At 56.3% G+C, this 23,122-nt stretch carries 23 protein-coding genes and 5 tRNA genes; 8 read left to right on the forward strand and 20 right to left on the reverse strand.

The features are described 5' to 3' along the window. Positions 1-63 precede the first annotated feature (63 nt). Positions 64-1,719 (forward strand): 2-isopropylmalate synthase, encoded by a 1,656-nt coding sequence (leuA, locus tag ABFI50_RS04165; protein ID WP_063614169.1) that lies wholly within the window; start codon positions 64-66, stop codon positions 1,717-1,719. Here leuA and ABFI50_RS04170 read toward each other — a convergent pair. The 19 genes from ABFI50_RS04170 to mltB form a co-directional block, all read right to left on the reverse strand. After that, positions 1,706-2,470: a helix-turn-helix transcriptional regulator gene (locus ABFI50_RS04170; RefSeq protein ID WP_014884971.1), complete on the reverse strand. Its 765-nt coding sequence runs from the start codon at positions 2,468-2,470 to the stop codon at positions 1,706-1,708. The two genes, leuA and ABFI50_RS04170, sit on opposite strands and share 14 nt — an antisense overlap. Positions 2,471-2,523: 53 nt before the next feature. Then, the gene (gene luxS, locus ABFI50_RS04175) at positions 2,524-3,039 is read right to left on the reverse strand and encodes an S-ribosylhomocysteine lyase (protein ID WP_014884972.1); all 516 of its coding nucleotides are present in this window, start codon (positions 3,037-3,039) and stop codon (positions 2,524-2,526) included. Positions 3,040-3,191: 152 nt separating this feature from the next. Further along, complete coding sequence (gene gshA, locus ABFI50_RS04180; RefSeq protein ID WP_014884973.1) at positions 3,192-4,736, reverse strand: glutamate--cysteine ligase; 1,545 nt, start codon at positions 4,734-4,736, stop codon at positions 3,192-3,194. Between the two features lie 83 nt (positions 4,737-4,819). After that, entirely contained in the window at positions 4,820-5,248 is a 429-nt protein-coding gene (locus ABFI50_RS04185; RefSeq protein ID WP_252071173.1) for a YqaA family protein, read from the reverse strand. Then, positions 5,245-5,811, reverse strand: a complete 567-nt coding sequence (yqaB, locus tag ABFI50_RS04190; protein WP_014884975.1) for a fructose-1-phosphate/6-phosphogluconate phosphatase — start codon at positions 5,809-5,811, stop codon at positions 5,245-5,247. The genes ABFI50_RS04185 and yqaB overlap by 4 nt, the downstream gene beginning before the upstream one ends. Before the next feature lie 258 nt (positions 5,812-6,069). After that, a tRNA-Arg gene (locus tag ABFI50_RS04195) sits at positions 6,070-6,146 on the reverse strand. A 29-nt stretch (positions 6,147-6,175) separates the two neighbouring features. Then, a tRNA-Arg gene (locus ABFI50_RS04200) sits at positions 6,176-6,252 on the reverse strand. A gap of 29 nt (positions 6,253-6,281) precedes the next feature. After that, positions 6,282-6,358: transfer RNA gene (locus ABFI50_RS04205), tRNA-Arg, on the reverse strand. A gap of 64 nt (positions 6,359-6,422) precedes the next feature. After that, positions 6,423-6,499 (reverse strand) — tRNA-Arg (locus ABFI50_RS04210). A 4-nt stretch (positions 6,500-6,503) separates the two neighbouring features. After that, a tRNA-Ser gene (locus ABFI50_RS04215) sits at positions 6,504-6,596 on the reverse strand. A gap of 342 nt (positions 6,597-6,938) precedes the next feature. Further along, positions 6,939-7,124, reverse strand: coding sequence for a carbon storage regulator CsrA (csrA, locus tag ABFI50_RS04220; protein ID WP_000906486.1), 186 nt, complete (start codon positions 7,122-7,124; stop codon positions 6,939-6,941). A 241-nt stretch (positions 7,125-7,365) separates the two neighbouring features. Continuing rightward, entirely contained in the window at positions 7,366-9,993 is a 2,628-nt protein-coding gene (gene alaS, locus ABFI50_RS04225) for an alanine--tRNA ligase (RefSeq protein WP_248217106.1), read from the reverse strand. Between the two features lie 131 nt (positions 9,994-10,124). Next, positions 10,125-10,625 carry a recombination regulator RecX gene (recX, locus tag ABFI50_RS04230; RefSeq protein WP_014884977.1) on the reverse strand — a complete coding sequence of 167 codons (501 nt, stop codon included), beginning with the start codon at positions 10,623-10,625 and terminating at the stop codon, positions 10,125-10,127. A 68-nt stretch (positions 10,626-10,693) separates the two neighbouring features. Continuing rightward, the gene (recA, locus tag ABFI50_RS04235) at positions 10,694-11,752 is read right to left on the reverse strand and encodes a recombinase RecA (protein WP_014884978.1); all 1,059 of its coding nucleotides are present in this window, start codon (positions 11,750-11,752) and stop codon (positions 10,694-10,696) included. An 89-nt stretch (positions 11,753-11,841) separates the two neighbouring features. After that, the gene (gene pncC, locus ABFI50_RS04240; protein ID WP_023331148.1) at positions 11,842-12,339 is read right to left on the reverse strand and encodes a nicotinamide-nucleotide amidase; all 498 of its coding nucleotides are present in this window, start codon (positions 12,337-12,339) and stop codon (positions 11,842-11,844) included. A gap of 129 nt (positions 12,340-12,468) precedes the next feature. Next, on the reverse strand, positions 12,469-13,347 hold the full coding sequence (locus tag ABFI50_RS04245) for a metal ABC transporter substrate-binding protein (RefSeq protein ID WP_032635721.1): 879 nt from the start codon (positions 13,345-13,347) through the stop codon (positions 12,469-12,471). A gap of 14 nt (positions 13,348-13,361) precedes the next feature. Continuing rightward, positions 13,362-14,222: a metal ABC transporter permease gene (locus tag ABFI50_RS04250; protein ID WP_014884981.1), complete on the reverse strand. Its 861-nt coding sequence runs from the start codon at positions 14,220-14,222 to the stop codon at positions 13,362-13,364. Next, positions 14,219-14,872 (reverse strand): ATP-binding cassette domain-containing protein, encoded by a 654-nt coding sequence (locus tag ABFI50_RS04255; protein ID WP_347485443.1) that lies wholly within the window; start codon positions 14,870-14,872, stop codon positions 14,219-14,221. Before ABFI50_RS04255 ends, ABFI50_RS04250 begins: the two co-directional genes overlap by 4 nt. 265 nt (positions 14,873-15,137) lie before the next feature. Then, positions 15,138-16,238 carry a lytic murein transglycosylase B gene (mltB, locus tag ABFI50_RS04260; RefSeq protein ID WP_023331153.1) on the reverse strand — a complete coding sequence of 367 codons (1,101 nt, stop codon included), beginning with the start codon at positions 16,236-16,238 and terminating at the stop codon, positions 15,138-15,140. Positions 16,239-16,490: 252 nt separating this feature from the next. Here mltB and srlA point away from each other — a divergent pair, with 252 nt between their 5' ends. The 7 genes from srlA (at position 16,491) to gutQ (ending at position 21,440) form a co-directional block, all read left to right on the forward strand. Beyond that, positions 16,491-17,054 carry a PTS glucitol/sorbitol transporter subunit IIC gene (gene srlA, locus ABFI50_RS04265; RefSeq protein ID WP_023331154.1) on the forward strand — a complete coding sequence of 188 codons (564 nt, stop codon included), beginning with the start codon at positions 16,491-16,493 and terminating at the stop codon, positions 17,052-17,054. Then, entirely contained in the window at positions 17,051-18,010 is a 960-nt protein-coding gene (locus ABFI50_RS04270) for a PTS glucitol/sorbitol transporter subunit IIB (protein ID WP_014884986.1), read from the forward strand. The genes srlA and ABFI50_RS04270 overlap by 4 nt, the downstream gene beginning before the upstream one ends. A 12-nt stretch (positions 18,011-18,022) precedes the next feature. Next, positions 18,023-18,385, forward strand: a complete 363-nt coding sequence (srlB, locus tag ABFI50_RS04275) for a PTS glucitol/sorbitol transporter subunit IIA (protein ID WP_014884987.1) — start codon at positions 18,023-18,025, stop codon at positions 18,383-18,385. Between the two features lie 14 nt (positions 18,386-18,399). Continuing rightward, positions 18,400-19,179: a sorbitol-6-phosphate dehydrogenase gene (gene srlD, locus ABFI50_RS04280; RefSeq protein WP_014884988.1), complete on the forward strand. Its 780-nt coding sequence runs from the start codon at positions 18,400-18,402 to the stop codon at positions 19,177-19,179. A 106-nt stretch (positions 19,180-19,285) separates the two neighbouring features. Further along, entirely contained in the window at positions 19,286-19,645 is a 360-nt protein-coding gene (gene gutM / locus ABFI50_RS04285; protein WP_014884989.1) for a transcriptional regulator GutM, read from the forward strand. A gap of 63 nt (positions 19,646-19,708) precedes the next feature. Then, entirely contained in the window at positions 19,709-20,482 is a 774-nt protein-coding gene (locus tag ABFI50_RS04290) for a DNA-binding transcriptional repressor (protein WP_014884990.1), read from the forward strand. Continuing rightward, positions 20,475-21,440: an arabinose-5-phosphate isomerase GutQ gene (gutQ, locus tag ABFI50_RS04295; RefSeq protein WP_193970324.1), complete on the forward strand. Its 966-nt coding sequence runs from the start codon at positions 20,475-20,477 to the stop codon at positions 21,438-21,440. Before ABFI50_RS04290 ends, gutQ begins: the two co-directional genes overlap by 8 nt. Here the strand turns inward: gutQ and norR are convergent. Further along, positions 21,437-22,951: a nitric oxide reductase transcriptional regulator NorR gene (gene norR / locus ABFI50_RS04300; protein ID WP_059372609.1), complete on the reverse strand. Its 1,515-nt coding sequence runs from the start codon at positions 22,949-22,951 to the stop codon at positions 21,437-21,439. The two genes, gutQ and norR, sit on opposite strands and share 4 nt — an antisense overlap. Positions 22,952-23,122: the final 171 nt, after the last annotated feature.

Here is a 23,122-nt window from a genome sequence, read left to right on the forward strand (position 1 = left end):
TTTCCGATAAAGCAGCGCGCCTGAAATCTCGTCACGATAGTGAAAAGACAACAGGAGCGCACCATGCTGAACACACCCGCAGACAAATACACGCCTTACCCTACTCTCTCTCTGCCCGATCGCCGCTGGCCGGAGCAGCGCATCACCCGCGCGCCGCGCTGGCTCTCAACCGACTTACGCGACGGCAACCAGGCGCTGGCCGAGCCGATGGACAGCGCCCGCAAGCTCCAGTTTTGGGATCTTCTGCTGAGCTGCGGCTTTAAGGAGATTGAGGTCGCCTTTCCTTCCGCCTCACAGACGGACTTCAACTTTGTTCGCCAGCTGATTGAAGAGAACCGCATCCCGGATGACGTCACCATTCAGGTGCTCACGCAGGCGCGGGAAGATCTGATCGTCCGCACCTTTGAGTCCCTGCGCGGCGCAAAGCAGGCCACGGTACATCTTTATAACGCCACCGCCCCGCTGTTCCGTCGTCTGGTGTTTGGCATGGAGAAGGCGCAAATCGTCGAGCTGGCTACGCGCTCCACCCGCCTTATTCGTCAGCTGTGTGAAGAGAACCCGGATACCCACTGGCAGTATGAATATTCACCGGAAACCTTCTGTTTTACCGAGCCGGAGTTTGCGCTGGAAATTTGTGAGGCCGTGGCAGAGATCTGGCAGCCGTGCGATGCGCGTCCGATGATCATCAACTTACCGGCCACCGTTGAAGTCAGTACGCCAAACGTCTATGCCGATCAGATTGAATATTTCTGCCGTCACTTCAGCCGCCGCGCCGACGTCTGCATCAGCGTGCATCCGCATAACGACCGCGGCACCGGCGTCGCCAGCGCGGAGCTGGCCGTCATGGCCGGGGCTGACCGCGTCGAGGGCTGTCTGTTTGGTAACGGCGAGCGGACGGGCAACGTCTGCCTGGTGACGCTGGCGATGAACCTCTACAGCCAGGGCGTTAGCCCCGACCTGGACTTTAGCGATATGAACCGGGTGGTGGAGGTGGTGGAAACCTGCAACCAGCTGCCGATACACCCGCGCCATCCGTGGGCAGGACGGCTGGCCTATACCGCCTTCTCCGGTTCGCACCAGGACGCGATCAAAAAAGGCTTTGATGCCCGCAAGCCTGGCGAGCGCTGGGAGATGCCCTACCTGCCTGTTGACCCTCAGGATATCGGCTGCACCTATGAAGCGGTGATCCGCGTGAACAGCCAGTCAGGGAAAAGCGGTAGCGCGTGGCTTATCGAGCAAAATCATGGGCTGAAACTGCCCCGCGCCCTGCAGCAGGATTTCAGCCAGCACGTGCAGCAGGAAACCGACCGCCACGGAAAAGAGATGACGCAAAATGCACTGTGGCAGCTGTTCCGCACCCGCTACGGTCTGGTGGAAACACCGCAGTTTGCGCTGCAATCGTACCGCAGCGACAGTCAGCAGGATGGCCAGCTGCGTTTAACGGCAAGCGTCACAACGCAGGGGGGGACGCGTCAGCTTGAGGGACACGGGAATGGCTTGCTGTCCGCTGCCGCTCATGGCCTGAGCCGCTGGATTAACGCGCCGTTTGTAATTAAGGATTATCACGAACACACGCTGGGTGAACGCAGCGACAGCCGCTCGGTGGCATACATTCGCTGTCTGTTCCAGGACGGTACCAGCCGCTGGGGCGTAGGCATTGATAGCGACGTTGCACGCGCATCGCTTCAGGCGCTCTTTAATGCGGTCAGTCGTTCTTAAAATAATCGCTGGGTGAGATACCCATCACCCGGCGGAACATGGCCGTAAAGGCGCTGTGGCTGCCGTAACCCAGATCCAGCGCCACACCTAATACCGGCTGGCCCTGCGCCAGCCGCACTAAGGCTTCCAGCAGCCGAGCCCTTCTCACCCACTCGCTGTAGCGTAATCCCGTCTGCTGCTGAAAATGACGATTCAGCGTGCGCTCGCTCATGCCAAGCGCGCTCGCGCTCTGTTGACTGTTCCAGCTCTCTCCTGGCGACTGACGGATCTGTCGGCACAGCTGGCGTAACGGTTCACTTTCCGGCTCCGGCAGATGAAACGGCAGCACCGGCATGATGCGAAGCTCATCCAGAATGAGTTCATACACGCGCTCGTCACGGCTTCCCGGTGAGTACGATTCAGGCAGTGAGAGGGCGGAGAGGATCAGCTCGCGCAACAGGGGCGAGATCTGCACGATCTGGCACGTGGCCGGGAGATCGGCTCGCGCCAGTGGATCGATAAACAGCGTTCGCGCCGCTACGCTACCGGTGATGCGCAGGGCGTGTTGTGTCCCCGCAGGAAGCCAGACGCCGCGTCCGGGGGGTACCACCCAACAGCCAGATGCCGTTTCAACCCGCACGACGCCCGTCAGGCTGTGCAGCAACTGCGCGCAGTCGTGCTGGTGCCATGGCTCACTGTCGCCATGAACGTAATCATGGGCAAACGGAACAAGGGGACGATGGGTAAAGGAGAACGTTGAGGTTGTGGTCATGGGCTAAACAACCCTCACCCTACCCTCTCCCGGAGGGAGAGGGAAAAGGTGCACTAGATGTGCAGTTCCTGCAGTTTTTCTTTCGGCAGGGCCAGCTCTTCGTTGCTGTTCACGCGAACATCACGCTCGATGATGTGACGAGCGATGTCCTGCGCTTCTTCCAGAGAGTGCATCTGGTAAGTCCCGCACTGGTAAACGTTCAGCTCTGGGATCTGGTTCTGCTCTTTCACCTTCAGCACGTCTTCCATGGCCGCTTTCCACGCGTCTGCAACGCGTTTCTCTTCCGGCTGACCGATCAGGCTCATGTAGAAACCGGTACGGCAGCCCATCGGAGAGATATCGATAATCTCAACGCCGTTACCGTTCAGGTGGTCGCGCATAAATCCGGCGAAAAGGTGCTCCAGCGTGTGAATGCCTTTCTCTGGCATCACTTCTTTGTTCGGCACGCAGAAGCGCAGATCGAAGACGGTGATTGTGTCGCCGTGCGGGGTGTGCATGGTCTTCGCCACGCGGACTGCAGGTGCTTCCATACGGGTATGGTCGACAGTAAAGCTATCTAATAACGGCATACGTCACCTCCGATAGTGATTTTTTTTAAAATAAACTGAACTCTTCTACACAATGCGCGTCTGAGTATATGAAAGACGCGCATTTGTTATCATCATCCCTGAATTCAGAGATGTATATTTTGGCCACAGCGATGTGGCCTTTTTCTTTTGGTTCAAGCCTGTTTCGCCAGAAACGCTTCAAACGACTCCGTATCCGCCGCTTCAACCTCTTTCTGACGCACCACGGACGCATCGCGTTCTGCTTCAAAATCCGCTTCGCGCAGGATCTCTAATGGCTCCTGCATCAGCATCTCACGGTATTCCGCGGAGAGTGCACGCCCGGTACCACCAATGCCCTGATCAATCATAGAACGCAGAATGCGTGCTGAGAATGTCAGTTCCGGGTTATCGAAGCACTCTACCAACTGGTCGCAGATCTGTTGGTAGGCGTCGCCGCCGTCAATGCTGTCCAGAGTCCGGGCAACACGCTTCAGGTCACGGAACAGATCTTTACCCACTTTGGTCAGCGGGAACTGTGCCGTTTCGCAGCCAATACCCAGCGTCAGACCCGGCTTACGCCCTTCCAGAATCACGCGATTCCAGTTTGTACGGGTGCAAAGCAGTTCGTCTGCACTCATTTCCGGCGCATCCGCCAGCGCACACCAGACCATAAACAGATCCAGGAAGCGAACCTGCTGCTCATCAACGCCAATCGGTGAGAACGGGTTGATATCCAGCGAACGTACTTCAATGTATTCAATGCCGCCGCGCTGTAGCGCATCCGACGGGGTTTCACCGCTGCGCGTCACGCGCTTAGGACGAATCGGCGCATACAGTTCGTTTTCAATCTGCAACACGTTGCTGTTGATTTGCAGGCGTTTGCCGTCTTTTTCGAGGCCGATTTTCGCGTACTCTTCCGACGGGGTTTTGATCGCCCGCTTCAATCCTGCCACATATTCGTGCAATTCGTTAAACGTAATACCGAGATTGCTTTGCGATTTATTGGTATAGCCCAAATCGCTCATGCGCAGAGACGTCGCGTACGGGAGATAGTACATGCCGCACTCGGTCTTTTCGAACGGCAGCGTGGTGGGTTTCCCCTGCAGGAACGAAGAGCAAATGGCAGGTGACGCGCCAAAGAGATACGGGATCACCCAGCCGAAACGGTAATAGTTGCGGATCAGACGGAAATACCCGGCTGAGATCGCTTCTTTGTCCGTTTCTCCCCCTTTCGCCTGCCAGAACGCCATCGGCAGCGAGAAATTGTAGTGCACGCCAGAGATGGTCTGCATTAATGCGCCGTAGCGATTTTTCAGACCTTCGCGATAGAGCGTTTTCAGCCGACCGATATTTGACGTGCCGTACTGCGCCAGCTCAATCTCCTGGCCCTGTTCGATATAGCACGGCATGCTGAGCGGCCACATACGCTCGTCACCAAGATTGCGCGCCGTATAGCGATGAATATCGCGCAAGATTGTCAGCATGTGATCAATATCGCCGTCCACCGGCGTGATGAACTCCAGCAGCGCTTCAGCGAAATCGGTTGTGATCCATTTATGTGTCAGCGCCGAGCCTAACGCCTTCGGGTGACCCGTCGTCGCTAAGCTACCGTCCGCGTTAACGCGCAGCGTTTCACGCTCAAGACCACGCTGAATACCCTTCAGAGCCTGAGGGTGGTTTTCCAGCCAGGCCAGCGCCTGAGATACGTCCGGGATCAAATTGACCTCCCGCCTGTCAAAGTAATGTTACTCAGCATAATTGTAATGGTTGACGATTGAAGGTCGCGTATTCATTCCACCAATTAGTGCCACCACGTCATACCCTGTAGTGTTGCCCACGCCACGAGAACATAGCGCAACGCCTTGCCAAGGCACAAAAAAAAGAGCACCGGTCCCCAGGAGATGCGCATCCATCCCGCCAGCAGACACAGTAAATCGCCTATTACAGGCATCCAGCTTAATAACAGCGTGGCAGCGCCATAGCGTTTTAGCCAGCCAACTGCCTTTTCCTGCCAGCGCGACGTTTTGCGCAGCGGAAAGAAACGCCCAAGAATAACGTTAGTCAGCCCTCCAAGGCTATTACCCATTGTTGCTATTAATACAAGTAGCCAGGGCTGACTGGCGCCGGACAACAACATCGCCACCAGCACCACTTCCGAATTTCCCGGTAACAGCGTGGCGCTTAAAAAACTGCTGGCGAATAATGAGGCAAGTGACAATGCGTCACTCACAGTAAGCGCACATCCACCGCATCCATTCCGGCATCACGTGCGGCCTGGATACCAAAATCGGCATCCTCAAACACGACGCATTTTGCCGCCGGTACGCCCATTAATTCTGCGCAGAGCAGGAAGGTGTCCGGTGCTGGCTTGTGACGCTTAACATGATCGGCAGCGACGACAGCTGAAAAATAGTGGCGCAGGCCAAGATGGTTGAGCAAGGCTTCTGCAATCGCGCTCTCGCTGCCCGTGCCGACAGACATAGGGCGACGTCCGTGCCACGCTTTAACCACGTCGATAAGGGGTAAAGGTTGTACGGTGTCTAACAGTATGGCTTTAACCGCATCGGTTTTTTCGCGCGCGAGCAGGTAGGGGTCGAGATCGGCCTGATTCAGTTCAATCACGGCCTGCGCAATACGCCAGGTTGGGGATCCGTTGAGGGCTATCATCGCCTGCAGGTCGAAACGCATACCGTAGCGGCCCAGGACCTCGGTCCAGGCTTGACGATGCGTGGGTTCGGTATCCAGCAGGGTGCCATCCATATCGAAGATCAAACCGTCATACTGTGCGTACATCGTGTTCTCGCTAAACGATTAACAAAGCATTACTTTATCGTAAATGGTGGTTTTTGTCGCTGATTGCGAAGTGATAACAATGAGAGTGATTAAGAACTAAACATCGAAGGAGACGATAAGAAGAGATGGTGCATCCGGGAGGATTACTTGGCTACGCCTCGCCCTACGGGCCGTTGCTGAAGCAACGTTATCCTCCCTGGTGCTTGCGTTTAACTCGCAGACCTTGAAACAACAGTATGGCTGTTATCTCGGAGAATATGGTGCATCCGGGAGGATTCGAACCTCCGACCGCTCGGTTCGTAGCCGAGTACTCTATCCAGCTGAGCTACGGATGCATCAGGGAAATGCTTTAAGAAACAGTAAATGGTGCATCCGGGAGGATTCGAACCTCCGACCGCTCGGTTCGTAGCCGAGTACTCTATCCAGCTGAGCTACGGATGCATCAGGGAACTGCTTTCAGAAATAGTAAATGGTGCATCCGGGAGGATTCGAACCTCCGACCGCTCGGTTCGTAGCCGAGTACTCTATCCAGCTGAGCTACGGATGCATCGGGATTTACTACTGTACTGCTCGATATTCATATCACTTCGAAAGCAATATGAAGTAATAGATGGTGCATCCGGGAGGATTCGAACCTCCGACCGCTCGGTTCGTAGCCGAGTACTCTATCCAGCTGAGCTACGGATGCAAAATGGCGGTGAGGCGGGGATTCGAACCCCGGATGCAGCTTTTGACCGCATACTCCCTTAGCAGGGGAGCGCCTTCAGCCTCTCGGCCACCTCACCACACAACGCCTCTTTCGAGTGCTTCGAGTAACTCGTTAAGAGCTTCTCGTCGCTGCGTGGCGCATATATTACTTTCTGGGACTTATAAGTCAAACAATTTTCCAAAAGCTTTTATCGTTTGCACAAATCACACGCAATTCGCATGTAAAACCCGCAAAGAGGGTGTTTTATAAGCGGATTTTGCATCGAACTTCTCAAAAAAGGTTTGTAGAAAGGGTGGGGTTGGGGCGCGTTAAGAATAGTAGAGTGGTTAAAAAGAGAGCGGTTGAAATGAAACGGTAATGTTGAGCAGGAAAAATGACAGGAGGGTTGCGTCTCGCCCGACAGCGAGACGCGACAATATCAGTAACTGGACTGCTGGGATTTTTCAGCCTGGATACGCTGGTAGATCTCTTCACGGTGGACAGATACTTCTTTAGGAGCATTAACACCAATACGTACCTGGTTACCCTTTACCCCTAAAACTGTCACGGTGACCTCATCCCCAATCATGAGGGTCTCACCAACTCGACGAGTCAGAATCAGCATTCTTTGCTCCTTGAAAGATTAAAAGAGTCGGGTCTCTTGTATCCCGGCATTATCCATCATATAACGCCAAAAAGTAAGCGATGACAAACACGTAAAGTGTAAGCAGTCACGGCATCACATTCTGTTAAACGTAAGTTTAGCCGATATACACAAACTCAACCTGACTTTATCGTTATCGATAGCACAGTGAACAAGACGCCATAACGTTGCCGCTATGGCGTCTGATTGTGCTTTGTAGTTATTACAGTTTCGCGCTCACCCAGCTTTCTACACTGGCCAAAGCTTGCGGAAGTGCCGCCGCATCCGTACCACCGGCTTGCGCCATGTCTGGACGACCGCCTCCCTTGCCACCCACCTGCTGGGCGACCATACCAATCAGTTCCCCTGCTTTTACGCGGTCGGTCACATCCTTAGAGACGCCCGCAATCAGAGAAACCTTACCTTCTGCCACTGTCGCCAGCACGATAACGGTAGAACCAAGCTGGTTCTTGAGATCGTCGACCATAGTACGCAGCATCTTAGGCTCAACGCCCGCCAGATCGCTGACCAGCAGTTTGACGCCCTTAATGTCTACCGCTTTGCTGGAGAGGTTTGCACTCTCCTGCGCCGCAGCCTGTTCTTTCAGCTGCTGGAGCTCTTTTTCCAGCTGACGGGTACGCTCCAGCGCAACACGCACTTTCTCGCCCAGATTCTGGCTATCGCCTTTCAGCAGCTGCGCGATGTCGTGCAGCTGATCGCTCTGCGCATGCAGGTTGGCAATTGCGCCTTCACCGGTTACCGCTTCAATACGACGCACGCCAGCCGCCGTACCCGACTCGGAAACGATGCGGAACAGGCCGATGTCACCGGTGCGCGATGCGTGAGTACCACCGCACAGTTCGGTCGAGAAGTCGCCCATGCTCAGTACGCGAACACGTTCGTCATATTTCTCACCAAACAGCGCCATCGCACCTTTTTTCTTCGCGTCCTCGAGGTCCATGATATGGGTCTCGATCGGCAGGTTACGACGGATCTGAGCGTTCACCAGATCCTCCACCGCACGGATTTCCGACGGTTTCATCGCTTCAAAGTGCGAGAAGTCGAAACGCAGCACTTTGTCATTAACCAGAGAACCTTTCTGTGCAACATGGGTGCCCAGCACGTCGCGCAGGGCAGCGTGCATCAGGTGGGTTGCAGAGTGGTTCAGACGAATACGCGCACGGCGTGCTTCATCAACATTCGCCTGCACGCCCTCGCCCACTTTCAGCGAACCGGAAACCAGTTTGCCCTGGTGACCAATCGCCTGACCGAATTTCTGGGTGTCGCTTACGCTGAAGCTGAAACCATTGCCTTTCAGTTCGCCCTTATCGCCAACCTGGCCGCCGGACTCAGCGTAGAACGGCGTTTTGTCCAGAATGACAACCGCATCCTGACCTGCACTGATGCTGTCTACGGCTTTACCGTCAACAAACAGGGCGGTCACTTTACCGGTCAGTTCCAGTGCGTCGTAGCCTTTGAATTCAGACGCGCTATCAACGCGGATCATCGCGTTGTAGTCTGCGCCGAAACCGCTGGATTCACGCGCACGACGACGCTGTTCTTCCATCGCGGCTTCGAAGCCCGCTTCGTCAACTTTGATGTTACGCTCACGGCAAACGTCCGCCGTCAGGTCAACCGGGAAGCCGTAGGTGTCGTACAGGCGGAAAGCGGTTTCGCCATCCAGCGTGTCGCCCTTCAGTTTTGCCAGTTCTTCATCCAGCAGCGCCAGACCGCGCTCCAGCGTACGGGCAAACTGCTCTTCTTCGGTTTTCAGAACCTGCTCTACCTGCGCCTGCTGGCGTTTCAGCTCGTCACCGGCTGCACCCATCACGCCAATCAGTGGCCCAACGAGTTTGTAGAAGAAGGTGTCCTTCGCGCCCAGCATGTTGCCATGACGGATCGCACGACGAATGATACGACGCAGCACGTAGCCACGGTTTTCATTCGACGGGATTACGCCGTCGGCAATCAGGAACGCACAAGAACGAATGTGGTCTGCAATCACGCGCAGCGATTTGTTGTTCAGATCGGTCGCACCGGTCACTTCCGCAACGGCTTTGATCAGGGTGCTGAACAGGTCAATTTCGTAGTTGGAGTTAACGTGTTGCAGAACGGCGGCAATACGCTCCAGGCCCATACCGGTATCAACGGACGGTTTCGGCAGTGGCTCCATGGTACCGTCTGCCTGACGATTGAACTGCATGAAGACGATGTTCCAGATCTCAATATAGCGATCGCCGTCTTCTTCCGGGCTGCCAGGAGGTCCACCCCAGATGTGGTCGCCGTGATCGTAGAAGATCTCGGTGCACGGACCGCAAGGACCGGTATCACCCATCTGCCAGAAGTTGTCAGACGCGTATGGCGCGCCTTTGTTATCACCGATGCGAATAATGCGCTCGCGCGGGATACCGACCTCTTTTTCCCAGATTTCGTAGGCTTCGTCATCGGTTTCATAGACGGTAACCCACAGACGCTCTTTCGGCAGGTTGAACCAGTTTTCACCGGTCAGCAGTTCCCACGCATATTGAATGGCATCGTGTTTGAAATAGTCGCCGAAGCTGAAGTTACCCAGCATTTCGAAGAACGTGTGGTGACGCGCGGTGTAACCGACGTTTTCCAGGTCGTTGTGTTTACCGCCCGCACGCACGCAACGCTGTGATGTTGTGGCGCGGGAATAATTACGCTTGTCGAGACCAAGGAACACATCCTTGAACTGGTTCATCCCGGCGTTGGTAAACAGTAAAGTCGGGTCGTTGTTCGGTACCAGGGAGCTGCTGGCAACAACCTGGTGTCCCTTACTATGGAAAAAATCGAGAAACGCCTGACGGATCTCAGCGGTGCTCTTGCTCATAATTATCCTGAAATCAAGCTAACGAAATGTCGCAGCCAGCCTGTATCGATAAACCGTTGGACAGACCAGCTACTGGAAAAAGTGGGAATAAGATAAGTTTTCTTTGGTGGGAAGTAAAATCCCGCATGCGTTCAATCCACAAAATTGCGCCAGATATCCTGAATATCTTCCATCAGAAAGCCGCGGTAGAGCAAAAAGCGCTGGATTTTGACTTTATCTGAAAAATCACGCGGCAGCGGTTCGCCGTACTTTCGAATCGCCTGCTCTTTCGCCAGTTCACACCAGTCTGTGTCGCATTCACGCATCGCTTTTTCAATCGATTCCCGGGCCACCCCTTTCTGATTCAGTTCCTGACGGATGCGTGCAGGACCGTAGCCTTTACGTCCGCGGCTGGCGAGAAAGCGGGCGGCAAAGCGTTCGTCATCGAGGTAATGATGTTCATAGCACCAGGCAACCACGCGGTCATAATCTTCGGCAGTGGCATCAATCTCTTCCGGCCCGTTTTTGCTCATGACAGGCGCTGACAGTTTTCGTCTTAGCTCCTGTTCGCTGTGGTCACGCACGGCAAGTATACGTACGGCACGGTCCAGCAAGCGCGAGTAGGCGGGTCGGCGTGTGGTCGGTTCACTCATATAAAACCTGCAGATTCAGAAATGCAAAAAGGGCCGCATCAGCAGCCCTTCATCTTTACACGAGAGACTTAAAAGTCTTCGTTGGTTTCTTCAGCATCCGCAGCATCCACCACGAAATCAGGTTTAGAGTCCTGGTTGCTCAGCAGAAGCTCACGCACCTTCTTCTCAATCTCTTTCGCCGCAGCCGGGTTCTCTTTCAGCCAGGAAATCGCATTCGCTTTACCCTGACCAATTTTGTCACCGTTATAGCTATACCAGGCGCCCGCTTTTTCAATCAGCTTCTCTTTCACGCCCAGGTCAACCAGCTCACCGAAGAAGTTAATCCCTTCGCCGTAGAGGATCTGGAATTCAGCCTGTTTGAACGGTGCGGCGATTTTGTTCTTCACAACCTTCACGCGCGTTTCGCTACCAACGACGTTTTCACCCTCTTTCACCGCGCCGATACGGCGGATATCCAGACGGACAGAGGCGTAGAATTTCAGTGCGTTACCACCGGTTGTGGTTTCCGGGTTACCGAACATCACACCAATTTTCATACGGATCTGGTTGATGAAGATCAGCAGCGTGTTGGACTGCTTCAGGTTACCTGCCAGCTTACGCATCGCCTGGCTCATCATACGTGCCGCGAGGCCCATGTGAGAGTCGCCGATTTCACCTTCGATTTCCGCTTTTGGCGTCAGTGCAGCAACGGAGTCGACCACGATAACGTCAACAGCACCAGAGCGCGCCAGCGCGTCACAAATTTCCAGCGCCTGCTCACCGGTGTCCGGCTGAGAACACAGCAGGTTGTCGATGTCCACGCCCAGTTTACGCGCATAAACAGGATCCAGCGCGTGCTCGGCATCGATAAACGCACAGGTTTTACCTTCGCGCTGTGCCGCAGCAATCACCTGCAGCGTCAGGGTGGTTTTACCGGAGGACTCTGGCCCGTAGATCTCTACGATACGGCCCATTGGCAGACCGCCCGCGCCCAGCGCGATGTCCAGAGAAAGCGAACCGGTGGAGATCGTTTCAACATCCATGGTACGGTCTTCACCCAGGCGCATGATGGAGCCTTTACCGAATTGCTTTTCGATCTGGCCCAGTGCTGCCGCCAACGCTTTCTGTTTGTTTTCGTCGATAGCCATTATTACTCCTGTCATGCCGGGAGAAGCGACTGTGCTTCACCGTGGATTTCTGTTCTGTTGGTGCAATTATACTGTATAGTCATACAGTATCAAGTGTTTTGTAGAAATTGTTGCCAGAGCGTTTTTAACGCATATTCCGTTGCCTGACGACGCACGCTTTCACGGTCGCCGCTAAAGCACTCCCGGCGAGTGATCCCTTCACCTTTTGAGGTCGCAAAACCAAACCAGACGGTGCCTACGGGCTTCACGTCACTGCCGCCGTCCGGGCCCGCGATGCCGCTGATTGAAATCGCGTAATCTGCCCGCGCCTCTTTTAGCGCGCCAATGGCCATCTCGATCACCACCGGCTCGCTGACCGCGCCGTGCTGTTCCAGCGTGGATTCACGCACGCCAATCATCTGTGCTTTAGCTTCGTTACTGTAGGTCACAAAGCCGCGTTCAAACCAGGCGGAACTGCCGGCAATATCGGTAATCGCTTTCGCCACCCAGCCGCCGGTGCAGGATTCCGCGGTGGTAAGGGTCGCCCCGCGTTGCTTAAGCGCCAGTCCGACTATCTCGCTAAGCTGCATCAATTCATGGTCAGTCATTCTCGCTCCAGGCTTCAGAAAAACGTGCAGCACAAGATAGCACTTTCTCGTCAAATATGGGGATGCGCTTCGGGTTTTACGAGGGGGCTTCAGAAAAAAGCCGATGCGGGCGCACCGGCTATGGGGAGGTTATTTCATACTGTCAGCGAGGGTGTTCACGTTGTGGCGAAATGCCTTAACGTAGGTATCAGCAACCCCACCTTTTGCCGACAGGGCTTCCGGGTAAAGTTCGCCTCCCGGCTGCGCGCCTGTCGCCGTCGCAATTTGCTTCACCAGACGCGGATCGAGCTGGTTTTCCATAAACCAGGTTTTCACGCCATCGGCTTTGATCTGATTGATAATCTCAGCGACCTGCGCTGCGCTGGCCTCGCTCTCTGAAGAGAGCCCTTGCGGTGCCATGAAGGTGACGCCATACGCGCGGCTAAAATAGCCGAATGCGTCATGGCTGGTCAGCACGTTACGTTTTTCCTGTGGGATCTGGCTAAAGCGGGTTTTGGCCCAGCCGTCCAGTTGCGTCAGTTGCGCGATATACGGCTGGCCTGAAGCCTCCAGTGCCGCTTTATCCTCTGGATCTGCTTTCACCAGCCCGTTCAGAATATTTTGTGCATACAGCGCACCGTTCGCCGCGCTATTCCAGGCATGCGGGTCGGTCACGGTCTTTCCATCTTCCTCGAGCGTGTGCGTTTTTACCCCGGTTGAGGCCACAACCAGCTGCCCTTTGAAACCGGAGGCTTTCACCAGACGGTCGAGCCACCCTTCCAGCCCCAGGCCGTTGACCACCACCACGTCAGCCTTGCTCAGCGCCGCGCTGTCTTTAGGTGACGGTTCGAAGGTATGCGGATCGCCGTCCGGCCCGACCAGCGTCGTCACGTTCACATGGTCGCCGCCCACTTCCTGCGTAATATCTCCCAGTATCGAAAAGCTGGTCACCACATTCAGCGTTTTCGCCATCACGCCGTTCGACAGCATACCCAGCGCAAGCGCCATCACTAATCCTGTAAGTTTCATCGTTTCCCCTTGCCTTAAAAAAGCGCGCGCAGACTGCCAGCCAGCCTGCTTCGCGTGCCAAATAAAACAGAAATAAAGAACAACGCGCTGGCGGTCAGCACAATGGACGGTCCGGCGGGCAGACTGATTGCCCAGGACAAACTTAAGCCCAGCCACGCGCAGAAAATTCCGCTGATGCCGGCCATCAAAAGCAAACCTGGCAATGTGCGCACCCAGCAGCGTGCCGCCACCGCCGGGAGCATCATCAGCCCGACGGCCATCAGCGTGCCGAGCACCTGAAAACCGGCCACCAGGTTAAGCACCAGCAGCGCCAGAAACAGTCCGTGGAGCAGGCCGGGCAACCCGCGGGCATTGACCTGCAACCAGGCGGTATCAAAGGCTTCGGTCACCAGCCCACGATAGAAAATCGCCAGCGTTATCAGGGTGAACATGCAAACGCCCGTGACAAACAGCGCCGCATCGTTGTCCACCGCAAGAATGGAACCAAACAGCAGATGCAGCAGATCGACATTCGACCCGCGCAGCGACACCAGCGTGACGCCCAGTGCCAGTGAGCCAAGGTAAAATCCGGCAAAGCTGGCATCCTCTTTAAGCGGCGTGCGTCGGCTGACCAGGCCGGCCACCAGCGCCACGGTAATGCCGGCAATAAAACCACCGATACTCATCGCCAGCAGCGACATACCGCTGAGCAAATACCCTACGGCGACACCGGGTAAAATGGCGTGAGAAAGGGCATCACCCATCAGGCTCATCCGGCGCAGCTGGAGGAATACGCCGAGTGCGGTGGTACTGACAGAAAGGGCCAGGCAGACCACCAGCGCACGACGCATAAAGCCGTACTCAATAAACGGCTGGAAAAAGAGATGCCAAATCATGCCACCCTCACCCGCTCGGTTTTCCAGTGGGGAATGTCAGCATCCAGCATTAATGTTTGCGGGAAGTGGCGTGCCACACGCTCGCTGTCATGCAATACCGCAAGCAGAGTCTGGCCCTGCATATACATCTCCAGCATCAGATCCATCAGCACGTTGCAGGTCGCTTCGTCGACGCCGGTGAAAGGCTCATCGAGCATCACAAGCGGTGCCTGCTGCACTAAAACGCGGGCAAATAACATGCGCTGAAACTGCCCGCCGGAGAGTTCATCAATGGTGGAAAGCGCCATCGACGCCAGCCCGACCCGCTCCAGCGCGCTGGCAATGCGTAACCGCGTTTCCCGACGAAACCCGGATAAGAGCGATATGCACGGCCAGCAGCCCATACTCACCACGTCCTGAACGGTGAGCGGAAATTGCGCCTCGAGTGCGTGGCGCTGTGCCAGCCAGCCAATCACCGGGCGCTTACCCTGCCAGCGAAAGCTGCCGCCCACGGGAGGAATAAACCCGGCAAGCGTCTTCAGCAGCGTGGATTTTCCGCAGCCATTGGCGCCGACGATAGCCGTCATACTGCCGCGCTCAATCGTGCCTGAGAGGGGCCGCGTTACAGGCTGGCGGTCATAGCCCGCGACCAGTTCGTTCATCAGGATCATGGCAGCGCCACCGCCCAGCGCACGGCCAGCCCGATAAAAACAATAAGCACCAGCGCCAGTAAAAGCCGAACCGGAGCAGACAGAGAGAAAAGGGATGTTGACATCTCGATACCGCGTTAAATGTTATAACATAACAATAATAAAAGGTGATTGAGATGTAAATGGCGGGTTTGAAAAGGGAGTGTGGCGAAATGTTTCTGTAAAACGTCCCTCTCCCGTGGGAGAGGGTCAGGGTGAGGGCATCAGGCCTACCCGTCAGAGCGACTTACTGACTAAACGGTGACGCCGCCGGCACGCGGGCCTGCGAGACCGCCAGCCCCAGCTGCCACACGGCCATGGCATAATGAGTGCTGTGGTTATAGCGGGTGATGGTGTAGAAGTTCGGCATGCCGTACCAGTACTGATAACCGGTTCCCACGTCCAGACGCAGCAGGCTTACCTGGTCAACATTGCCCAGCGGCTGCGTTGGCGTTAAGCCTGCCGCCGTCAGCTGCGCGACGCTGTATTTGGTTTTAAAGCCGTTTTCCAGACCAAATGCCTCGCCGTTCGCCTGCACGGCTACCTGTCCACCTGGCGTCCAGCCGTGCGCTTTGAAGTAGTTTGCCACGCTGCCGATGGCATCCACCGGATCCCACAGGTTGATATGACCATCGCCATTGAAGTCGACGGCATATTGTTTATAGGAGGATGGCATAAACTGGCCGTAGCCCATCGCACCGGCAAACGAACCTTTCAGATCGAGCGGGTCGTCCTGCTCGTTGCGCGCCATCAGCAGGAAGGTTTCCAGCTCGGAAGAGAAATACTCCGCGCGGCGCGGGTAGTTAAAGGAGAGCGTCGCCAGCGCATCGAGGATGCGGGTTTTGCCCATTACGCGGCCCCAGCGGGTTTCCACGCCGATAATCCCGACGATGATCTCCGGCGGCACGCCGTATACCTGCCACGCGCGATTAAGGGCATCTTCATACTGATTCCAGAACACCACGCCGTTTTGCACGTTGTCCGGGGTAATAAACTGTTTGCGATAGCGCAACCATGCGCCGTTTGGCCCGGTAGGGACCTGTGCCGTCGGTGCCTGTCTGTCCATCAGGCGCAGCACGTAGTCCAGACGCTTTGCCTGGGACAAAATTTCGTGCAGCTGCTGGCGGTCAAAGCCGTGTTTGCTCACCATTTTATCAATGAACTGCTCGGCCGCCGGGTTATTCGCGAAGTCGCCACCCATCTGCATCATATTGTGCTGCGGCTCCAGCAGGAACCCTCCGGAAGGGGCGCCAGCCGTTTGCTGAACAGCTTCGGTCTTAGGTTTGCTACTGCAGGCAGACAGCAAAATAAGCGCTGGCAACAGCGCTGCATAACGACGCTTGAACATGAGACATCCATTTAACGGGTTCGATAAGAACCCAGTATGGTAAAGCATCCGTAACACCTCAAGGAAGCGGTACGCACCTCCCCAACGCAAATCCGTGCTTTTTTCCACCGGAAATCATTCATCACATCAATTAACTTTCAAAATAATCCATTTTTCTTTCATTGTGAGATCTAACTAACACTTTAAAACCTTTCAAAGTGATTATTATTAGCCCCAGTAATACAAAACAAAAAAGCCCCACAGGAGAGAAGAATGATAGAAACCATCACCCACGGCGCCGAGTGGTTCATCGGGCTGTTTCAGAAAGGCGGAGAAGTGTTCACCGGCATGGTGACCGGGATCCTGCCCCTGCTGATCAGCCTGCTGGTGATCATGAACGCGCTGATTAACTTTATCGGCCAGCATCGCATTGAACGCTTCGCTCAGCGCTGCGCCGGGAACCCGCTGTCCCGCTACCTGATTTTGCCGTTCATCGGCACCTTCGTGTTCTGCAACCCGATGACCTTAAGCCTCGGCCGCTTTATGCCAGAAAAGTACAAGCCGAGTTATTACGCCGCCGCCTCCTACAGCTGCCATTCGATGAACGGCCTGTTCCCGCACATCAACCCCGGAGAGCTGTTTGTTTACCTCGGTATCGCCAGCGGCCTTACCACCCTTGGTCTGCCGCTCGGCCCACTGGCGGTCAGTTACCTGCTGGTTGGCCTGGTGACCAACTTCTTCCGCGGCTGGGTCACAGACCTCACCACCGCCATTTTCGAGAAAAAAATGGGTATCCAGCTTGAACAAAAAGTCCATCTTTCAGGAGCCACAGCATGAACCGGATCCGCATTGAGAAAGGCACGGGTGGCTGGGGCGGCCCGCTGGAGTTCGACGCCACCGAAGGCAAAAAGATCGTTTACATCACCGCAGGCACGCGCCCGGCGATCGTCGATAAGCTGCGTGAGCTGACCGGCTGGGAAGCCGTCGATGGCTTTAAAGAGGGTGAGCCGCCGGAAGCGGAAATCGGCGTGGCGGTGATCGACTGCGGCGGCACGCTGCGCTGCGGCATCTATCCGAAGCGGCGTATTCCGACGGTGAATATCCACTCCACCGGCAAATCCGGCCCGCTGGCACAGTACATCCTTGAAGACATCTATGTGTCGGGCGTGAAAGAGGACAACATCACTCTGGTGAATGGCAGTCCCGCGCCGCAAAAAGTGGCCCCGCGAGATTACGATACCAGCAAGAAAATCACCGAGCAGAGCGACGGCCTGCTGGCGAAGGTCGGGATGGGGATGGGCTCCGCCGTGGCGGTGCTGTTCCAGTCCGGGCGCGACACCATCGACACGGTACTGAAAACCATTCTGCCGTTTATGGCGTTCGTCTCGGCGCTGATCGGCATCATCATGGCGTCCGGCCTGGGCGACTGGATTGCCCACGGCCTCGCCCCGCTCGCCAGCCACCCGCTCGGGCTGGTGACGCTGGCCCTGATCTGCTCCTTCCCGCTGCTGTCGCCGTTCCTCGGCCCGGGCGCGGTGATCGCTCAGGTCATCGGCGTACTGATTGGCGTGCAGATTGGCCTCGGCAATATTCCGCCACACCTCGCCCTGCCTGCCCTGTTTGCCATTAACGCCCAGGCCGCGTGCGACTTCATCCCCGTCGGACTGTCACTGGCCGAAGCGCGCCAGGACACCGTGCGCGTAGGCGTGCCGTCCGTACTGGTCAGCCGCTTCCTGACGGGCGCGCCGACGGTGCTGATTGCCTGGTTTGTCTCCGGCTTTATCTATCAATAAGAGGTTCCTGCGATGACCGTGATTTATCAGACCACCATTACCCGCATCGGCCAGAGCGCAGCGGATGCGCTCAGCGACCAGATGCTGATTACTTTCCGCGAAGGTGCCCCGGCGGATATCGAAGAGTTTTGCTTTATTCACTGCCACGGCGAGCTTAACGGCGAGCTGAAAGCAGGAAGCCAGCTGGAGCTGGGCGAGACGCGCTATGCGGTAACCGCCGTCGGCGATGTCGCCGAGCAAAACCTGCGCGAACTGGGCCATATCACCCTGCGTTTTGACGGACAGCCGCAGGCGGAGTATCCCGGTACGGTTCACGTAGCGGGCCCGGTTCCGCAGGCTGTCACCCCAGGCTGCACGTTAAAATTTGTTGCGTAATTAAGGAGAAACACATGAGTCAGGTTGCCGTTGTCATTGGTGGAGGACAAACCTTAGGTGAGTTCCTTTGCCGTGGGCTTGCCGCAGAAGGCTACCGCGTGGCGGTCGTGGATATTCAGAGTGAAAAAGCCGCCCGCGTGGCGGACACCATCAACACCGAATTTGGTGAAGGGATGGCGTACGGGTTTGGTGCCGACGCCACCAGCGAGCAAAGCGTAATGGCGCTCGCCCGCGGCGTGGACGAGATTTTTGGACGTACCGACCTGCTGGTCTACAGCGCGGGAATTGCGAAAGCGGCGTTTATCAGCGATTTCGAACTGGGGGATTTTGACCGCTCGCTGCAGGTCAATCTGGTGGGTTATTTCCTCTGCGCCCGCGAGTTTTCCCGCCTGATGATCCGCGACGGTATTCAGGGGCGCATTATTCAGATCAACTCGAAATCCGGGAAAGTGGGCAGCAAGCACAACTCCGGCTACAGCGCGGCCAAGTTTGGCGGCGTGGGGCTGACGCAGTCTCTGGCGCTGGATCTGGCCGAATACGGCATTACCGTTCACTCGTTGATGCTGGGCAACCTGCTGAAATCGCCAATGTTCCAGTCCCTGCTGCCGCAGTACGCCACCAAGCTCGGCATCAAGGCTGAGGACGTTGAGCAGTACTACATCGACAAAGTGCCGCTGAAGCGCGGGTGCGATTATCAGGACGTGCTGAACATGCTGCTGTTTTACGCCAGCCCGAAAGCGTCGTACTGCACCGGGCAGTCGATTAACGTCACCGGCGGGCAGGTGATGTTCTGATCGAGCGGTTTTGCCCGGTGGCGCTAACGCTTACCGGGCCTACAAAAACCTTCAAACCGTAGGCCGGGTAAGGCGCAGCCGCCACCCGGCAATTAAAGGAGTCAATATGGTCACCGCACTCATCACCGTCGCCGCCCTCGCCTGGATCTGCCAGATGGCGTTTGGCGGCTGGCAGATCCATCAGTTCAACCGCGCGTTTGATGCCCTGTGTCAGAAAGGTCGCGTGGGCGTCGGGCGTTCCGGCGGACGCTTTAAACCGCGCGTGGTGGTCGCCGTTGTGTTGGATGAACACGATCGCGTATGCGATTCCCTGATCATGCGTGGCATGACGGTGTTTGCTCGTCCGACTAAAATCCAGGCAATCAACGGCATTTCACTGCAGGAATTACGGCCTGATGTGATCTTTCCCCATGATTCAGGCTGTCAGAATGCACTATCATTAGCGCTTAATCTGAAACATGGATAATTTCGTTGTGAAAGCTATAGACTTGCGAAATTATCATTTCGCAACCTAAGGAACGAAGCGCCTATGAAACCACGTCAGCGGCAGGCGGCCATTCTCGAGTATCTGCAAAAGCAGGGGAAATGCTCGGTGGAGGATCTGGCCCACTACTTTGACACCACCGGCACGACAATACGCAAGGACCTGGTATTGCTCGAAAACTCTGGCGCCGTCATCCGAACTTACGGCGGGGTGATGCTGAATAAGGACGAAGCTGACCCGCCTATCGATCACAAAACGCTGATCAATACCCACCAGAAAGCGCTTATTGCCGAGGCAGCGGTAAAATTTATTCACGATGGTGATTCCATCATCCTCGACGCAGGCAGCACCGTCCTGCAAATGATCCCCCTGCTCAGCCGCTTTAACAACATCACGGTGATGACCAACAGCCTGCATATCGTCAACGCCCTGTCGGAATTTGACAGCGAGCAGACTATCCTGATGCCCGGCGGCACCTTTCGCAAAAAATCGGCGTCGTTTCACGGTCAGCTGGCCGAGAACGCTTTCGACCACTTCAGCTTCGATAAGCTGTTTATGGGCACCGACGGCATCGATCTGAACGCAGGCGTCACGACCTTCAATGAGGTATTCAGCGTCAGTAAAGCGATGTGCAACGCCGCACGGGAAGTGATTTTGATGGCAGACTCGTCGAAGTTTGGCCGCAAAAGCCCCAACATTGTCTGTAGCCTTGAAAGCGTTGATAAGCTGATTACCGACGCGGGGATTGATCCGGCGTTCAAAAAGGCGCTGGAAGAGAAAGGTATCGACGTGATCGTAACCGGAGAGAGAGATGAGTGATTTTCTGTTAGAAACGGGCCGCCAGACGCTGATGCTGGAGCTGCAGGAAGCCAGCCGCCTGCCAGAACGTCTGGGCGAGGATTTTGTCCGCGCCGCCAACACGATTATCCACTGCGAAGGCAAAGTGATCGTGGCGGGCATCGGTAAATCCGGCCATATCGGCAAAAAAATTGCCGCGACGCTGGCGAGCACCGGCACCCCGGCCTTCTTCGTGCATCCCGCCGAGGCGCTGCATGGCGATCTGGGGATGATTGAAAGCCGCGATGTGATGCTGTTTATCTCCTACTCCGGTTCGGCCAAAGAGCTGGATCTCATTATTCCGCGCCTGCAGGAGAAATCGGTCGCTCTGCTGGCGATGACCGGCAAATCCCGCTCGCCGCTGGCGCTGGCCGCTAAAGCGACGCTGGATATTTCCGTTGAGCGTGAAGCCTGCCCGATGCACCTTGCCCCGACCTCCAGCACCGTCAACACCCTCATGATGGGTGACGCGCTGGCGATGGCGGTGATGCAGGCGCGCGGATTTAACGAAGAAGATTTTGCCCGCTCGCATCCGGCGGGCGCGCTCGGCGCGCGGCTGCTCAATAAGGTTCATCATCTGATGCGCACTGACGATGCCATTCCGCAGGTCAAGCTCGATACCAGCGTGATGGACGCGATGCTGGAACTGAGCCGCACCGGGCTGGGGCTGGTCGCGGTGTGTGACGACCACGGTAGCGTCCAGGGCGTATTCACTGACGGCGACCTGCGGCGCTGGCTGGTGGGGGGTGGCAAACTGGAAACGAAAGTGTCTGACGCGATGACCGAAGGCGGGCTGACGCTGAATGCCGACAGCCGCGCCATTGAGGCCAAAGAGGTGCTGATGAAGCGCAAAATCACCGCCGCACCGGTGGTGGATGACGCCGGCAAGCTCTGCGGTGCCATCAACCTGCAGGATTTCTACCAGGCGGGGATTATTTAACCCTTCAGCCCAAGACGCTTCGCCAGCCGGTGCAGGTTGGCGACGTCCATCTCCAGCGCCCGCGCGCACGCCGCCCAGCTGCGGTTGTTCTGCTCCAGCGCGCGGGTAATCATCTGACGCTGGAACGCTTCCGTCGCCTCGCGCAGGTTTTCATTTGCATTCTCCGGCACACGCTGAGCCACCGCCTGCACGGCGTCATCGTGCAACGCAAAATGACGCGCGTGGATCACAACCTCATCACCCGCACGCGCCGCCCGCGCCAGCACCACCGCACGGTGAATCGCATGCTCCAGCTCGCGCACGTTACCCGGCCAGCCGTAGCTCAACAGATGCGCCCTTGCCCCCGGGCTGAGTACCACGCGGGAAAGCCCCATTCTGAGACGGCATTGCTCGCAGAAATAGCCCGCCAGCAGAACCACATCTTCTCCGCGCTCGCGCAGCGGCGGCACGGTAAGCGGGAACACGCTCAGACGGTGGAAAAGATCCGCGCGGAAATGCCCGGCCAGCACCGCTTCTCGCAGATCGCGGTTGGTCGCCGCCAGCACGCGCACGTCCACCCGTAAGCTGCGGTCATCCCCCACGCGCTGGATGTCACCGTACTGCAATACGCGCAGCAGTTTGGCCTGGAGCGAGAGCGAAAGCTCTCCAATCTCATCGAGAAACAGCGTCCCGTTATCGGCCATCTCAAACTTACCGCTGCGGTTGCTGATGGCCCCGGTAAATGCCCCTTTGACGTGACCAAACAGCTCGCTTTCCGCCACGCTCTCCGGCAATGCGGCACAGTTAAGGTATACGAGCGGGTTGGCCGCGCGTGGTGAGGCTTCATGAATTGACTTCGCCACCAGCTCTTTACCGGTGCCGGTTTCACCGAAGATCAGCACGTTCAGGTCGGACGCGGCGACAATCTCAATCTCTTTTTTAAGCTGCGCTATGCCCGGCGACAGACCGATCATCTCCGTGTGCGCCACCGGCTCAAACGCCGACGGGCTGCCGGGAAGAATATTCTGGCTTTCCAGCTGTTCTATCAGCAACGCGTTATTGAGCGCCCCGGAGGCCAGCGCGGCAATCAGCCTTAACTCTTCATCACTGAAGGTGTCGAACTGGTCCGGCGACATGCCGTCGAGGGTTAATGCGCCAATCAGGTGTTGTCCGGCAAACAGCGGCAGACCGATACAGGCGTGCACCTTCAGGCTCTCCTGCCCCGGGATCAGACCGTCGTAGGGATCCGGCAAGTCGCTGTCCGCCGGGAAACGTACCACGTCACCCGCACGGGCAATGGTTTCCAGCCGCGGATGCCCTTCAAGAGTAAACCGCCGCCCGAGAACATCTTTCGCGAGCCCGTCGATAGCCAGCGGAATAAATTGTCTCCCCTCGTAGCGCAACAGCGCCGAGGCATCGCACGCCAGCACGTGACGCAGCGTGGAGATAAGCCGCTGAAAACGGTCCTGATGACCGATACCGGTTTGCAGTTCAATGGCGATCTTCGCCAGCACATCTACGGAAAAACTCATGGCTGCCTCGCTGTCATTTTGACAATAAATAGTGTCATATTGACCGTCATCAGGATAGTCATAATGACTACTCATCACGAGGTATAGAAAAAATAATCCATTAAAATCAAAAAGATAAAAGTTGGCACGCAATGTGATATAGGCAAATCATCTTATTCAAACACGCTGTAT

The organism is Enterobacter sp. HNDS-6 (assembly GCF_039850505.1).
Classification (GTDB): Bacteria; Pseudomonadota; Gammaproteobacteria; order Enterobacterales; family Enterobacteriaceae; genus Enterobacter; species Enterobacter kobei.

Excerpts from the sequence above, each read along its gene's own strand:
- recA (WP_014884978.1), bottom strand. The coding sequence starts at position 11,752 with ATGGCTATCGACGAAAACAAACAGAAAGCGTTGGCGGCAGCACTGGGC.
- gutM (WP_014884989.1), top strand. The coding sequence starts at position 19,286 with ATGGTCACCGCACTCATCACCGTCGCCGCCCTCGCCTGGATCTGCCAG.
- ABFI50_RS04290 (WP_014884990.1), top strand. The coding sequence starts at position 19,709 with ATGAAACCACGTCAGCGGCAGGCGGCCATTCTCGAGTATCTGCAAAAG.
- leuA (WP_063614169.1), top strand. The coding sequence starts at position 64 with ATGCTGAACACACCCGCAGACAAATACACGCCTTACCCTACTCTCTCT.
- luxS (WP_014884972.1), bottom strand. The coding sequence starts at position 3,039 with ATGCCGTTATTAGATAGCTTTACTGTCGACCATACCCGTATGGAAGCA.
- yqaB (WP_014884975.1), bottom strand. The coding sequence starts at position 5,811 with ATGTACGCACAGTATGACGGTTTGATCTTCGATATGGATGGCACCCTG.
- csrA (WP_000906486.1), bottom strand. The coding sequence starts at position 7,124 with ATGCTGATTCTGACTCGTCGAGTTGGTGAGACCCTCATGATTGGGGAT.
- ABFI50_RS04270 (WP_014884986.1), top strand. The coding sequence starts at position 17,051 with ATGAACCGGATCCGCATTGAGAAAGGCACGGGTGGCTGGGGCGGCCCG.
- gutQ (WP_193970324.1), top strand. The coding sequence starts at position 20,475 with ATGAGTGATTTTCTGTTAGAAACGGGCCGCCAGACGCTGATGCTGGAG.
- alaS (WP_248217106.1), bottom strand. The coding sequence starts at position 9,993 with ATGAGCAAGAGCACCGCTGAGATCCGTCAGGCGTTTCTCGATTTTTTC.
- ABFI50_RS04250 (WP_014884981.1), bottom strand. The coding sequence starts at position 14,222 with ATGATTTGGCATCTCTTTTTCCAGCCGTTTATTGAGTACGGCTTTATG.
- recX (WP_014884977.1), bottom strand. The coding sequence starts at position 10,625 with ATGAGTGAACCGACCACACGCCGACCCGCCTACTCGCGCTTGCTGGAC.
- srlD (WP_014884988.1), top strand. The coding sequence starts at position 18,400 with ATGAGTCAGGTTGCCGTTGTCATTGGTGGAGGACAAACCTTAGGTGAG.
- ABFI50_RS04255 (WP_347485443.1), bottom strand. The coding sequence starts at position 14,872 with ATGATCCTGATGAACGAACTGGTCGCGGGCTATGACCGCCAGCCTGTA.
- ABFI50_RS04170 (WP_014884971.1), bottom strand. The coding sequence starts at position 2,470 with ATGACCACAACCTCAACGTTCTCCTTTACCCATCGTCCCCTTGTTCCG.
- srlB (WP_014884987.1), top strand. The coding sequence starts at position 18,023 with ATGACCGTGATTTATCAGACCACCATTACCCGCATCGGCCAGAGCGCA.
- srlA (WP_023331154.1), top strand. The coding sequence starts at position 16,491 with ATGATAGAAACCATCACCCACGGCGCCGAGTGGTTCATCGGGCTGTTT.
- ABFI50_RS04245 (WP_032635721.1), bottom strand. The coding sequence starts at position 13,347 with ATGAAACTTACAGGATTAGTGATGGCGCTTGCGCTGGGTATGCTGTCG.
- mltB (WP_023331153.1), bottom strand. The coding sequence starts at position 16,238 with ATGTTCAAGCGTCGTTATGCAGCGCTGTTGCCAGCGCTTATTTTGCTG.
- pncC (WP_023331148.1), bottom strand. The coding sequence starts at position 12,339 with ATGACTGACCATGAATTGATGCAGCTTAGCGAGATAGTCGGACTGGCG.
- norR (WP_059372609.1), bottom strand. The coding sequence starts at position 22,951 with ATGAGTTTTTCCGTAGATGTGCTGGCGAAGATCGCCATTGAACTGCAA.